We start from the raw sequence: 14,048 nt of genomic DNA on the forward strand, positions 1-14,048 counted from the left end.
CAGATAGCTTCGACTTAGGAAGAAGCAGAACGAGCGCTTTGCTGACGCACAAGGCGTGCGGTTTCCTCCACCCGCTCCTCCAGATAAGCATTTCCCGGACAAGCCGCGCTGGCTTTGAAATAATGTTCGAATGCGGTGTCGTACTCCATCAACTGCGCATAACAGTTGCCTAGATGCATGTGCGGCAGCCACGTCCGCGACACCTCGTTGCGGATCGCCCAGCGATTTTCCGGAATCGGCGCGTCCAGCGCTTCCTTGTACCAGTAAATCGCCTGAGCGTAACGTCCCTGCTCCATAAAATAATAACCGAGACGACAGCACGACTCCGGACGAGGGGTATCGTATTGAAAAGCCTGGAACGTCGCCAGCAGCTCCTTGTCGCGGTCGCCCAGATGGTAGTAGCAGTCGGCCTGCCTGATGCAGACGAAGATGTGCTCTTCCCCTTTCGTCGAGGGCAAGCTCCGGAATTTTGAGTAGATTTCGTGAGCCTCCGCATACCGGCGATGCTGATGCAATTCCATCCCGTAGTGCAACAGGTCGCGGGCGCCCATCGTCCCCCCGCTTTCCAATAACTTGGCGTAAATACGAAGATTGCGGCCCGAATCGGATCCTTCCTTCAGCTTGCCGTGCGTCACGACAATGTCGCCGTCTATACAAGCGCCGCTTATGATCAGATCCTCATGGACAACGCCTTCCCAACGGATATCCCGTGACCGCTTGACGAGGCGTGCTCGACGAACCGCCAGCGTTACATTTCCGGCACTGTCGAAATCGCAATGATACAGCATGGATACGGCATCCACGTTCGGATCGAGCGACTTCTTAAGCTGCAGCAGCGCTAGCCGGTCCTTCTCTAGCAGTCGATCGTCGGCATCCAACCAGAGAATGTGGGATTGCGTCGCATAAGCGAAGGATGCGTTCCTGGCCGCCGCGAAATCCTCGATCCAATCGAAATGATACACCGCATCTGTCCAACGTCTGGCAATCTCCACCGTCCGGTCCGTCGACCCCGTATCGACAATGACAATCTCATCGACCGCATCTCGAACCGATTCCAGGCAACGCTCCAGCACAGCTTCCTCGTTTTTTACAATCATGCACAGGCTGATCGTGATCAAGGCGGCTCTCCTCTCAGTGGGCTATCGCCCTCTTCGTTTACGGATTTATCGTAATTGCTCTCGGAGTTGCTCCTACAGTAATTGTTGCGATGACGGTGTCGGTATATCCGTCAATGACGGATACATTATTCGAGACCCTGTTATTGACGTACACTCTGCCCGTGGCAGGACTGACCGCTGCACCGGATGGACCGTCTCCCACAGTTATAGTTGCGATGACATTATTCGTAGTGCCGTCAATGACGCTGACATTATCCATAAAATCATTGGCGACGTATACGCGATTCAGCAACGGATTCACGGCAACTCCCAGAGGTCCGCTCCCTACTGTTACGGTCGCGATAACGGCGTTCGATACACCATCGATGACAGATACATTTGCAGACACATAGTTCGTTACATAAATTAAATTGAAGACCGGATGGACTGCAGCGGAAACGGGAGTCGAACCTACTGATACGGTTGCGGTAATCGTATCGGTAAACCCATCAAGAATGGAAACATTGTTAACTGTGGCATTCGCGACATACACGCGGCCTGTCGCCGCATTAACCGCCACCCCCATAGGATTCGTCCCAACCGTTACCGTCGCGATCACCGTGTTGCTCAAGGCGTCAATAACGGAAACGTCGTGAATACCGCCTCTTACAACATAGACCCGATTCAGCAAGGGGTTGACAGCCACACCTCCCGGGATATTGCCGACAATAATCGTTGTCGCCACTGAGTCGGTGTTTCCCGATATAAGCGACACACTGGCATCAAATTCATTGCTTACGTAGATGCCGTTCGTAGACGGATTAACGGCAATTCCTTCGGGAAAGCCCCCGATCGTAACCGTAGCCGCTACCGTATTCGTATCTCCGTCAATCACAGATACACTTCCGCCAATCCGATTCGCCACATAAATCCGATTTACAAGAGACGGGATAACCGGCCCAGCCGATCCTGTTGGTCCCGTCGGCCCGGCCGGGCCTGTTGCACCGGTTGCCCCCGTTGGACCCAGCGCTCCAGTCGGGCCTGTTGCACCGGTTGCTCCTGTCGGTCCAGTTGGACCGAAGACAGAACACTCCACAATCGCGACCATCGCAACGTCATCCACGAACAAATCCGCAGTCCCTGCAATCGGAAAAGTTTGAATAGCTACCAACGCCTGCGTCCCTCCGGCAGGAACAGGAGCAGTCGTCTGATAGATTTCCACCCAATCGCTGCCTTCAAGGCTGGTAATGCTGTGCGGGACGTACGAGAATAACCCGGTTCCCAGGAAATTCAACGAATCATCGTAATAGTTCAACCCGATCACCGCAATAACACCGATCGGCCCCGCCGTTCTGGAAAACGCTGCTTGAATCTCAAAACTCTCGCCTTCGGAAACCGGAACAAACTGATAGATTTGCGACAAAGCATCTCCACCAGTTAATCTCGCCGTGTAGAAGTCTAGATGACTTCTTTCATCCGTTACCGTCGCCCCTGTCCCGAGCCAAGGTCCCAACGAACCCGTTTCAAATCCGCCGTTTATAATTCGATTTTCAATAGACAATGGTGTCTCACCGTCCTTTAGTCACAACATCCGCTGCATCTGATTCTGACAAGCTTACGATAGTATATGGAAACTCCCCCTTCCCGGGTTGTATCATTGCGGATCGTGCCCACGCAAAAAAACCGGACCGCCCTTCATTTCTGAAGGAAGATCCGGCTCGACATAGGAGAACCGTTTCATATTCATTTGACTGTCAAAAAAACAACTTAAATTGCGCTGTCTCTCGTTACACCAACTCGTTCCTTCTGCGCAGATAGACGTACAGAACGATGCAGCTTGCGGAGCACAGCAGCGCCAGCAGGGCGATGAAGCCGTAGCCGGCTTGCAGTCCGAGAGTTAAGCTTTCCTTGGCCTCCATGCCGGCTCCGAACAGCTTCCGGGCTCCGTCGATAATGACGCCGATCAGCAGATTGCCGATGACGCACGCGATTCCCATCAGCGTCACGGTGAACGTAATCGCCGTTTCGGTGCCGCGGGGATAACGCTTGGCGAGAATGGCCATCACCGTCGGGTAGATCGGCGCGATGCCGATGCCGGCGACCGCGAACAGAATCGCGCCCGGCTCGCCGATCACAATAGCCGCGAGACTGCAAAGTCCGGAGAATGCCGACATGAGAATAATGGACAGCGTATACCCGATTTTGTCCGTTATTGGCCCGAGGAACAACCTCGCTCCCATGAAGAAGACGAAAAAGATCGACAGCATCCGGGAGGCGGCCCCGGTAGACCAATCGTACGCCTTCTCCAAGTAATTGACCAGCCAGCCGCCGACCGCCAGCTCGGAGACGACTCCCAGCGACAAGACGAGCACGATCAGCCAAGCGACCGGATCTTTGCTGACGTTCTTAAGCGTCAGGCGTTCGCCCGGCTCCTCCCCGTCGTCGCCGGGAAACTTGGCCATCAGCGAAGGAAGGATCGGCAGCAGCGACAGGGACAGCATGATCAGGTACATCCCCCGCCAGCCCAACTCGCCCCCGAACACATTCCATCCCATCATGGAAGCGGCAACGATCGGAGCGACCGCCGAGCTAAGCCCGTAGAAGAAGTGGGAGAGGTTCATCATTGCTCCCGTGTTTTTGGTGAAAATGCGGGCCGCCATGATCGCCAGACCGATCTCCAGCATGCCGTTGCCGATGTACATGAGAAAATAAGACGCCGACAGATGAACGTAGTTCGCGGACACATACATGAGTACGCCGGATACAGCCATCGAGGCGAATGCGATGATTCCCGTCCGCTTGATGCCGATTCTGCCCGACAGCGCGCCCGTGAACGAGCAGGCGACCAAGTAGCCGAGCGAATTGAAGGCCAGCAGCATGCCAAGCTGCGTTTCGTTTAAGCTGAAGTCGACTTGCATCCTCGGGATGGCCGGGCCTTTCACGTTCTCGGAAAAGCCGAAGACGAGAAAGCCTCCGAACACAACGAGCAGCAGCATCCAATAATTTCTTTTCATGTTGTTCGTCTTCAAGTCGAAGTTCCTCCGCGGGCCTCAAGTGCAGTCGAATGCGCCTTGGCATCCCGAATCGTAGCCGCCGCGTACACGATCAGCGCCGCCCAGATCAAGGTGAAGCTGATCAGCGTCACATGGCTGACCGTCTCTTCGAAGACGGTCACGCTCAGAATCAACGTCAGCGTAGGACCGATATATTGAATGAAGCCGAGCAGCGACAGCGGCAGCTTCTTGGCCGCCTTGGCGAACAGCAGCAACGGCAGCGCCGTGGCGGCTCCGGCAAGCAGCAACAGCACGAGCGAGGACGCGGGAAGCGTCCAGGCGGTGGCCGTATGCGACGCGCCGAGATAGCTCCAGTAGATGAGCGCCGCGGGAACGACGACCGCGGTTTCCGTCATCAGGCCGAGCGAAGAGTCGATCGTCACCCTCTTCTTGACGAGACCGTAGAGGCCGAAGCTGAGCGCCAAGGTGAGGGAGACCCAAGGCACGCTGCCGTAGTCGATCGTAACGAGGACGACGCCGGCTCCCGCCAGCGCGATCGCCAGCCATTGCCCTCCCGTCGGCTTCTCCCGCAGAAATCCGATCGCCAGAGCTACGTTGATCAGCGGCGTCAAATAATACCCGAGACTCGTCTCGACGACATGGCCGTTGTTGACCGCCCAGATGAAGACGAGCCAGTTGACCGTAATCAGCAAGCTGCTCGCGATAAGAGGCAGCAGCGTCGCGCGGTTTCTCAGCAGTCCGGCCAGTTCTCTCCAGCGCCGCTGCAGCGAGATCAATCCGGCCACGAAAATAAACGACCAGATGATTCTGTGCGACAAAATCTCTCCGGCCGGCATCGTTTCGAATTCCTTCCAATAAAGGGGCAGCAGTCCCCAAATCATATAAGCGAATATCGCGTTAAACAGTCCGCTTCTCATGATGCCTCGCTCCATTCCGTTCATTAAAACATGAAGGGAATTATATCACTAATCGGGCGGACTGAATATGAAAAAATCAGGCAAAACCAAGAGGCGGCGAGGTCTTATTCCGACCCGACCGCCTGTCTCTTTTTCCGACCGTTCAGAACGGCCCTTCTGACGCCCCAGACGACCCCGGCGACGACCGCAGCCGCAATCGCGAGCTTCCACGAATGATGCTCGATCGCGTGCAGCACGCCCTCCCATTGCGGACCGAAGACGTGACCCATGCCGACGAATAAGGCGCACCAGAACAGCGCCCCGCCGTAAGCGTACGCCGCGAACGTCCGAAACGACGAACCGATAATTCCGGCGAAATAGCCGGTCACATGTCTGACCCCAGGAATGAAATAGCCGATAAAGACGAGCAGGTTGCCGTACTTTTGATACCATTTCTTCGTCTTCTCCAGCTTGGACGGGCTGAGCAGCACCCACTTGCCATACTTCTCGACGAACGGCATTCCCGCCTTCAAGCCGATAAAATACGTGATCGTCATGCCGATCGTCGTACCGGCGAAAGCCCACGCGAACGCCTTCCACCCGTTCAAAATGCCCGCATAAGACAGATAGCCGGCATACAGCATCGTCGTCTCCCCGGGAAAAGGCAACGCGATGAATTCCAGCAGCAATCCCAGGAACAGCACCTCGTACCCGTACTGGTCGAACAGTTTCTCGATATTAAAGCTCATCGTTTCTCTCGTCCTTTTCTCTTTAGCGCTGCCCTCCTATTATACCTAATTTTAATAGAAAAGACGCCCATCCCGAGTCGGGGGCGTCTTAAGCCTGCCGAAAGGCGCGTTTCCTGTTTCTTCTGTCCTTTAGAGCCGTACCGGCGCCTATGACGTACAGCGCAAGCCGGAGTGCCGCCAGCGACAGCAGAACGGCCCCGTCCCAGAACGGGCCGTCCAGGGAACCTCTCGTCACTTGGCCGATGGCCTGCGTGATCGCGTAGTATCCCGCTGGAATGCTGTAGACGATGAACAGGCACGCCACCGTTCCGATTCCGGCGAAATACGCGGCGGCGAACCACCGGCCTGCCGTCCGTTCGCTGCGGGGCAAGCTCGCCCATCCGGCGCGCGCCGCTTCGTCCCTCTTCCACAGCTTGCGGAGAAACAGCCTGCCGCTTCCGGCGAGATCCGCGGAATGAGCGGCGTTGCCGATTACGTAATACACGTCCGTGCGAAGAAAGACCATGAACTGGGAGAGCAGCCCGAGCAGGAGCAGCAGCGCGACCAATCTCGCCATCGCATGGGCGAAGCCGCCCTCCGGCAAAACGTTCTGAGCCAGCATGGCCGCCAGCAGCACCGCGCTATCCCAAGCCATTCCCGCCAGATACGGGAAATACCGCGCGTTCTTCTCCTTTCCCCACAGCCCGGTCATATCGGTCTCCGCCACGACGAACACGAACCGGATATTCAACCTCATCCGGGCGCTGACTCCCGCGCCGTAGGCGGCCAGCAAGTGGGCGCATTCGTGAAGGAAGATCAGCAGGCAGGCCGTCGCCGAGACGAGCAGCGAATTTGTGCCGATCACGGGCAGAACGAACATATCCCGGTAGCTGGGAAACAGATCCGGATCGTTCAGCACCATTCCGATCAATGCCGCAAGCGCGAGCAGATACGCCCATTTCGCATGGGAGCGGAACAGCGCCGCGCCGATTCTGGTCGCCAGAAGCTCCCTCTTCCTGGGCCGCGGACGATCCGCATCGTGACTGCTCCGTCCCAGCAAGCCGAGCTCCGCCAGGTCGGACGCGAAATCCGCCACGTCCAGATCGAGGCCCTTCTCCTCCGCGATTCGCCGCTTGATCTCCGCGACTGTCCTCGTTCCGTCGGCCAGCTCGACGACGAATACAGCCGGCCCGGGCACCCGGATAAACCTGGGAATGCCCGGGTCGCCTATCGTATAATGCTCTCCGTCCCGCTGGACGGTCAGATGAGACAGATCGATCACTTCGTTCTCGTCCGCCTTCGGCATCCCTTATCCCTCCTTATCCGGCCGGAACGCCGGATTCTGCCAAGGCGAACAGCTTCTCCATCGGTACGGGCTCCGGGCCTTCCGGCGGCCTTCCCCGTCCGCAGCTCGGACAATCGTCCGCCTTCGGAATGTTCCGATGGGAGACGCTCATCCCTTGAAAATCGATCAGTCCGAACGGCATCGGGAACGGCTCCCCATAGCCCGTCAGCCGCTTGGCGATCTCGGAAGCGATCAGCGACGTAATGACGGCGACGTTCGGAGCGAAGCCGGGATTGCCGAAATCGGCGTCCGGCTCCGCCCGGTTCCACTTGCGCTTCGTCGTCTCCAGCAGCTCCGGCTCCGTGCGCATGATGTGCAGCAACCGGCAGTCGGTGCAGCCGCTCTCTGTCGGATCAACTCGATAATAGAAGCCGAGCTTGTTGCCGATCGACACGTAATAAGCGGGAATATTCAAATGCAGGCAAGCGGAATTGACGTATCGCGATCCGAGCAAGGGAGGCGTATCGATCGCTCCGACCACGAAATCCGCTCCGGATATCGCCTGCAGCAGCGAGGCCGCGCTGTCGACCTTGAGCTGCACGGCTTCCACACGGATATCCCCGTTAAGCTCCTCCAGACGGCGCTTCAGCGCGACCGTCTTATACTCTCCGACGTCCTTCTCCGTATAGAAAAATTGCCGGTTCAAATTGTTCAGTTCGACCCGGTCGCAGTCGACGCCGACAATCGTGCCGACGCCCATCGCCGCCAGCCATGCCGCGATGACGCTGCCTCCGCCGAGCCCGACGACCGCAACCTTGGCGTTCTTCAGCTTGACCTGACAGTCGTATCGGCTGTTCGTCAAGCTCTCGTGCAGAGAGAAGTAGGTCAAATTGTTTTTGTACCGGACCAACTCCCGCTCCGTAAGGGCCGACGGCTCGGTCGACTCGGCTTCGAGCAGCCGGTGCCTGTCGAGCAGTGCGACCGCGTCCTCCGTGTCCCCGAGCGTCAGGCCCGCCTCTTGGGACAGCTCGGCGATCGTCCGGGTTCCGTCGAGCAGCCGGACGAAGGCATGAACGGTCCCTTCGGGATCGGGAATTTCCAGCGACGCCCGTTCCATCTTGAACCGAATGACTCCGTCCCCGAGGCTCATCACGTGCCGGCAATACGGTTTCAATTTTGGCTTCATACTCGGTATGCTCCGCCTCCTGGTTAAGGGAAAGGCCGTACGCATGCGTACGGCCCCGCCGTTCATCGATTAAGCTCTGAAGTCGAGCAGTTCCGGGTCCGCATGGATCGCGGTCGGCGTCAGGTTTTCCACTTCGCGGATGACGATTTTCATTGCATTCACCTCCTCTTCACATCTCGGATTATAGGTCCGCCGGCGTGATCCGGGGAGGATGAAAATCAATCACCCCCAGGTCGGGAGCTTGTCGCGAATGCTCCTCATCTGCGTCTTGATCGTGTTCTCGGACTTGAACAGCCGGTCGGCGATCTGCCTTTTGCTGAAGCCTTTGCATTTCAGCCGGTAGACTTCCCTCTCCATCGGAGTCAGCGTCATCAGCTGCAATTCCTCGCGCACGATTTCAGCGGCATCCGGATGGATCGCCGATCGATTCGCATACGCATCCCGGATCGCCTTGGCGATGTCGCCGGTCTTCGACCGGTCCAGAGCGTTCACCGCACCGTTCAGAAAACCGTTCAAAATCGCCTCCCGGTCGGCGTTCGACACGAGCATGATCGTCTTCAGCCTGACCCTTCTCCTGATCCCCATCTCGCGCACGGCGCGCGCGCGTTGCTCCTCTCCGGCGGACACTCCCGCGTCCACCAGCACGATGTCCACCGCTTCGTCATTGACCTCCTTTATTGCTTCTTCCACCGTCGGGGCCGTCCCGATCACCTCGATATCCGACTCTCTCTCCAACTCCTCCGTCAGCTTCCGCCGCCATTGCCGATCCTCTTCCGCCAACGCCACCAGCAGAACTCTGATTTTCCGCAACGCATTTCCCTCCAATCCGTTGTCGGCTCTATCATAAATCAGTCCAATAATTTCCAACAAGTGACAAAAGGTCATCATTTGCTTCGGCAAGTCATATGACCTTTCTGAGGGGCCAGTCCGGTTGAAGCTTCCTTAAAACAAAGGTGTGCGCTTTATCCGTCCGAAATCCTCCAAAGCGCATACCGTCTCGTGTCGAATAAACTGCAAAAATGTCGAAAATGCCGGCAGACCGACGGAAGGGCGCCAGTGACGGTCATATATGACCCGTCAGGCTTGGCGATCAGATGCACGCACGACTTGTGCACGACCGTTTTTCCCCTCTCTCGGACAAAGACCCCAGAACGGCAAAAGCTCCGAACGGCAACAGACCGCGAATCGTCGCGTCCCTTTGCCATTAGGAGCTTTCTCTCGTCCGTCATTCCAAACGCCGCATCCAGTCTGCCATGTCGCTGCCGTTTTGACAATTCGGGACATGACGGTTGTGAAACCGGCTTGCAGTCGGAATCACTTGACGGCCGCGACTGTCCCGCCCGTCATCTCCACGAGTTGGGCCGGCGTCAGTTGGAACACGGCCTTCGGATGTCCCGCGGCGGCCCATAGCGTATCGAATTGCAGCAAGTCCTCGTCGATAATCGTCACGAGCGGCTCCGCATGCCCGATCGGCGCGACTCCGCCGATGACGAAGCCGGTTCGCCCGCGCACGAAGTCGGCGTCCGCCTTCTCCAGCTTGTCGCCGATCTCGGCTGCGAGCTTTTTCTCGTTCACGCGGTTGGTACCGCTGGCAACGACGAGCAAAGGCGCATCGGCCCGCTTGCGCCGGAAGACGATCGACTTGGCGATCTGCGCCGTGTCGCAGCCGATCGCGTCCGCCGCTTCCTGGGCGGTGCGAGTGCTGTCCGGCAGCTCCACTACCCGATTATCGTAACCCGACTCCGCCAACAACTCCTGAATGCGCTGCGCGCTTTCTTTTAACGGCATATCGTTTCCTCCAGTTCCATGCGGGAATGCTTCTATTCCTTGGCGTTGTCCAGCAAGATCGCGTTGACGGCGTTCAGGAACGCGTTGGCGCTCGCCTTCACGATATCGGTGTCCATCGCCCGGCCCGTGTACGTCTTGCCCTCGCAGGAGACGCGAAGGTTCACCCGTCCGACCGCCTCCTTGCCTCTGGACAGGCTGCTGATCTTATAATCGTTCAGCTCGACTTCCAAGCCGACGAGCGACTTGATGACGCCGTACAGCGCATCGATCGGGCCGTCTCCGACCGCGCTGCCCTTGACGATCTCCGCTCCTCGCTTCAATTGCACCGAAGCGGTCGGGAACGTATCGTTGCTGACGACCTGGAACGAATCGAGCGCGTACAGCTGCATCTCTCCGTTGTCGGCTTCGCGATGATCCGCCACCAGATAGAAGACGTCGTGGTCGTACACTTCCTTCTTCGCGTCGGCGAGCGCCAGGAACTTCGCGAACAGCGCTTCGAACGCCTCGCCTTCTCCCGGATCGAAGCCCATCTTCTCGACCGCGTTGCGGAACGCGTGGCGGCCGGACCTCGCGGTCAGAATCATCTCCATCTTCTCCGCGCCCACGTCCTCGGGAGACATAATCTCGTAGACGTTCTTATCCTTGAGCAAGCCGTCCTGGTGAATGCCGGAGGAATGCGCGAACGCGTTCTCGCCGGTGATCGCCTTGTTGACCTGCACGTCCAATCCCGTCAGATGGCTGACGAGACGGGAAGACTTGAGCAGTTCCTGCGTCCGGATGTCCGTGTAACCGCCGTAGAAGCTTTCCCGGACTTTAAGCGCCATGACGACCTCCTCCAGGGAAGTGTTGCCCGCGCGTTCGCCCAGGCCGTTGATCGTTACCTCGATTTTGTCGGCGCCGTTGCGGATCGCGCTCAGCGTGTTCGCCGTCGCCATCCCCAGGTCGTTATGGCAGTGAACGCTCAAGACGACGCGGTCGTCCAGGTTTTTGAGCCGATCGTTCAGCTTGCGGATCAACTCGCCGTATTCTTCGGGAACCGCGAAGCCGACCGTGTCGGGCACGTTGATCATCGTCGCCCCCGCCTTGACGACCGCTTCGATCGTCGACCACAAATACTCGAAGTCGGAGCGCGACGCGTCCTCCGTCGAATACTGCACGTTCGGCAGCAGCGTCTTCGCGTATTTCACCGCATCGACGCCCATCTGCAGCACCGCGTCCTTCGAGCGGTTGAACTTCTTCTCGACGTGTACGTTCGACGTGCCGAGCACGATATGGATAAGCGGATTTTGCGCCAGCTTGATGCTCTCGTAGACGGCGTCGATATCCTTCTGCACCGCTCGGGCGAGCGCCGTAATCGATACGGAATCGCCCACGGCGCGTACGATTTCCTGCACCGCATGAAAATCCCCCTGCGAAGACGCCGGGAACCCGGCCTCGATGATATCGACGTTCAGCCGCTTGAGCTGCTTGGCGATTTCCAGCTTCTGATATACGTTCAATTTGGCGCCCGGCACCTGTTCTCCGTCGCGCAAAGTCGTGTCCAGTACGATAATTTTTCTGCTCATATTCGTTTCCTCCCGTAAGTCGGTATTCGCGATCTATGTGAAGCGAGGCTGGACGGACCCGGAATCCGACCAACAAAAAAAACCCGTCTCTGCTATAGAGACGAGGTTGAACTCGCGGTACCACTCTAATTCGTTTTCCGCCTGCGGAAAACAATCTTGTTCGATGGCCATCACCATCTATCCCTGTAACGGTGGAATTCCGTCTTACCCTACGTTGTCGGGCAAGCTGTTCATAGACGAGTTCGGAATGGACGACGCTGCCGTTTCGCACCAACCAACGGCTCTCTGAAAGGTCATTTCATTCGTACTATTTCTAATCGCAACATTTGAGTATTGAAGTTATTGGCTATTATAGGCTGACAGACCGGAGATGTCAACACCGTTATTCTGCCGAATTTTAAAACTAAGCCTCTTTCGTCGCCGGCTTCTCGCGTCTTCTTCCGGAATGCGCTCCGGACCGAAACTGCACGGGCGTCACTCCGGCCCACTTCTTGAAGGCGTTCTGGAACGCGCTCGGCTCTGAATAATGCAGCAGATAGGCGATCTCCGACACCGAATGCTCCGAACGGCTCAAGTAGCCCTTGGCCAGCTCCATCCGTACGCTCGCGCACAGCCCGTTGAAGGAGGCGTTCTCCTCCTTGAGCTTCGCCTGCAGCGTTCTCGTGCTCATCCCGAAATGCAAGGCGGTCTGCCGCAGCGTCGGGAAGGCGACGGGCAGTCGCTGCATCAGCCATTGGAAGACGCCGTCCGACAATGTCTTGCCTCGCATCAGCCGCTCCATCGTCTCGACGGCGATCGCTTCGAACGACGACCTCAAGCGAGCGTCGGAGTATAAGATCGGGGCGTTCAGCACCTCCCTGTCCATTCGGAAAAACGTTTCCGCGCCGCCGAAGCGCGGCTCGATTCCGAAGACGGACACATAGGGAGCGACGTCGTACGACGCATCATGCGAAAAATGAAGCTCATGCAGCGGAACCGATCGATTAGCGAATTTGCATATAAGCTGGTAAAGCGAGCTCGCCATGTCCTCCATGCAGTGCCGGGACATCCGCGTCGCCGGATTCAGGGGGTACAAGCGAATCACAGCGTTCCGCCCTTCGTTCTCCCACGCGAGATTAAATCCGCTGCACAAAATAACGTTAAATCTCCGATAAGCGTCCAACGCATCCGCAATCGTCTCCGAGTGCATCATCACGTACCCGAGAATGCCCATATCGGCCACGTCGGTCATCTGCCCCTGGTTCAGACCGAAATAATCGTCGTCCGTGTACGCCGCGGCGGCGTTCATCAGCCGTTCCAGTTCCCGAGCGGAAATTCTCGCTTCCGGGTCCCGCAGCAGCGCCCCGTCGAAAGCCGCAGACTCGCAAAACCGCTCCGTATCGAAGCCTTTGCGAACGAGCGTCTTCATAATCGGATACACCATCGTCACGGCCATTCCCTGTTCGTTCACGCGCCGACCTCCCTTGCGCGATTCAGCAGATTTCCTGCGCGTCGCATCATAGGCGACTCGCGCGGTTCGTCGTATGCTGAATACAGTTCTTACCCGCTATCCTAACACAAATACAGGGAAAAAGAATCCTGCGAAGGTTTCCCTTCCCGATATGGAGGTCATCGCCATGAGCAAAAAAATTCTCGTCATTACCGGCCACCCGAACCCCGAAAGCTTCTGTTCCGCCCTGTCCCAAGCGTATGCCGAAGGCGCTTCCGGCTCACGGGCCAGCGTGCGGCTGATCGATCTCGGCCGAATTTCGTTCGATCAGAACCTGAGGCACGGTTATCGCCGAAGAACCGAGCTCGAGCCCGAGCTCGTCGAAGCCCAGGAAGCGATCCGCTGGGCCGATCACCTCGTCTTCGTCTATCCGACTTGGTGGGGCGCGATGCCGGCCGTCCTGAAGGGCTTCTTCGACCGCGTGTTCCTTCCCGGCTTCGCCTTCAAGTACAGGGAAAATTCCCCACTATGGGATAAGCTGCTCACGGGCAAAACGGCGCGCCTCATCGTCACGATGGACACGCCGTCCTGGTACAACCGTTTTATCTACAGACGGGCCGGACACGGCATCATGAAGCGCAACATCCTGCAGTTTTGCGGCATCAAGCCGGTTCGCGTGACCGAGATCACCCCGATCAAAGACTCCACCGACGCGCAGCGGGCGAAATGGCTGGAGCAAGCGAGAAAACTCGGCGCGGCCCAGGCCTAGACAAAGCGTTCCAAAAGTAAAATACGATTTCGCTCGAAGCCGGCGCAGTAGATTTACGGTCGAGACATTGGCCACTGTACTGTTCTAACCCGATATTCGGCATGCAGCCTCGTTGTACCATCGTTTGCTGCTGCAGCCCGACTGAGCAAGCTTATAGCACCGATATGCCACCGTTTGCTGCTGTAACCCGACCGAGCAAGCTTATAGCACCGATGTACCACAGTTTGCTGCTGCAGCCCGACTGAGCAAGCTTATAGCACCGATGTACCACAGTTTGCTGCTGCAGCCCGA

At 57.5% G+C, this 14,048-nt stretch carries 12 protein-coding genes and 1 other annotated feature; of the genes, 1 reads left to right on the top strand and 11 read right to left on the bottom strand.

The window, feature by feature from the left end:
• Positions 1 to 14: 14 nt before the first annotated feature.
• The 11 genes from B0G52_RS02145 to B0G52_RS02195 form a co-directional block, all read right to left on the bottom strand.
• Positions 15 to 1,118, bottom strand: a complete 1,104-nt coding sequence (locus B0G52_RS02145; protein WP_094041851.1) for a glycosyltransferase — start codon at positions 1,116 to 1,118, stop codon at positions 15 to 17.
• Positions 1,119 to 1,155: 37 nt separating this feature from the next.
• The gene (locus B0G52_RS02150) at positions 1,156 to 2,658 is read right to left on the bottom strand and encodes an NTTRR-F1 domain (protein WP_143762499.1); all 1,503 of its coding nucleotides are present in this window, start codon (positions 2,656 to 2,658) and stop codon (positions 1,156 to 1,158) included.
• Between the two features lie 226 nt (positions 2,659 to 2,884).
• Positions 2,885 to 4,111 carry an MFS transporter gene (locus tag B0G52_RS02155; protein ID WP_094042005.1) on the bottom strand — a complete coding sequence of 409 codons (1,227 nt, stop codon included), beginning with the start codon at positions 4,109 to 4,111 and terminating at the stop codon, positions 2,885 to 2,887.
• 11 nt (positions 4,112 to 4,122) lie between these two features.
• Entirely contained in the window at positions 4,123 to 5,028 is a 906-nt protein-coding gene (gene rarD / locus B0G52_RS02160; RefSeq protein ID WP_094041853.1) for an EamA family transporter RarD, read from the bottom strand.
• A gap of 104 nt (positions 5,029 to 5,132) precedes the next feature.
• Positions 5,133 to 5,756, bottom strand: coding sequence for a DedA family protein (locus B0G52_RS02165; RefSeq protein ID WP_094041854.1), 624 nt, complete (start codon positions 5,754 to 5,756; stop codon positions 5,133 to 5,135).
• Between the two features lie 88 nt (positions 5,757 to 5,844).
• Positions 5,845 to 7,041, bottom strand: a complete 1,197-nt coding sequence (locus B0G52_RS02170; protein WP_094041855.1) for a PqqD family protein — start codon at positions 7,039 to 7,041, stop codon at positions 5,845 to 5,847.
• A gap of 13 nt (positions 7,042 to 7,054) precedes the next feature.
• Positions 7,055 to 8,206 carry a HesA/MoeB/ThiF family protein gene (locus B0G52_RS02175; protein WP_158223541.1) on the bottom strand — a complete coding sequence of 384 codons (1,152 nt, stop codon included), beginning with the start codon at positions 8,204 to 8,206 and terminating at the stop codon, positions 7,055 to 7,057.
• A gap of 222 nt (positions 8,207 to 8,428) precedes the next feature.
• The gene (locus B0G52_RS02180; protein WP_158223542.1) at positions 8,429 to 9,016 is read right to left on the bottom strand and encodes a response regulator transcription factor; all 588 of its coding nucleotides are present in this window, start codon (positions 9,014 to 9,016) and stop codon (positions 8,429 to 8,431) included.
• A gap of 504 nt (positions 9,017 to 9,520) precedes the next feature.
• Entirely contained in the window at positions 9,521 to 9,994 is a 474-nt protein-coding gene (locus tag B0G52_RS02185; protein ID WP_094041858.1) for a YbaK/EbsC family protein, read from the bottom strand.
• Positions 9,995 to 10,026: 32 nt separating this feature from the next.
• Complete coding sequence (locus tag B0G52_RS02190) at positions 10,027 to 11,559, bottom strand: 2-isopropylmalate synthase (protein WP_094041859.1); 1,533 nt, start codon at positions 11,557 to 11,559, stop codon at positions 10,027 to 10,029.
• 93 nt (positions 11,560 to 11,652) lie between these two features.
• Positions 11,653 to 11,889: a binding site (T-box leader), on the bottom strand.
• A 73-nt stretch (positions 11,890 to 11,962) separates the two neighbouring features.
• Positions 11,963 to 13,009 carry an AraC family transcriptional regulator gene (locus tag B0G52_RS02195; protein WP_094041860.1) on the bottom strand — a complete coding sequence of 349 codons (1,047 nt, stop codon included), beginning with the start codon at positions 13,007 to 13,009 and terminating at the stop codon, positions 11,963 to 11,965.
• A 166-nt stretch (positions 13,010 to 13,175) separates the two neighbouring features.
• Here B0G52_RS02195 and B0G52_RS02200 point away from each other — a divergent pair, with 166 nt between their 5' ends.
• Entirely contained in the window at positions 13,176 to 13,757 is a 582-nt protein-coding gene (locus B0G52_RS02200) for an NAD(P)H-dependent oxidoreductase (protein WP_094041861.1), read from the top strand.
• Positions 13,758 to 14,048: the final 291 nt, after the last annotated feature.

The sequence above is a fragment of the Cohnella sp. SGD-V74 genome, assembly GCF_003001675.1.
GTDB lineage: Bacteria > Bacillota > Bacilli > Paenibacillales > Paenibacillaceae > Cohnella.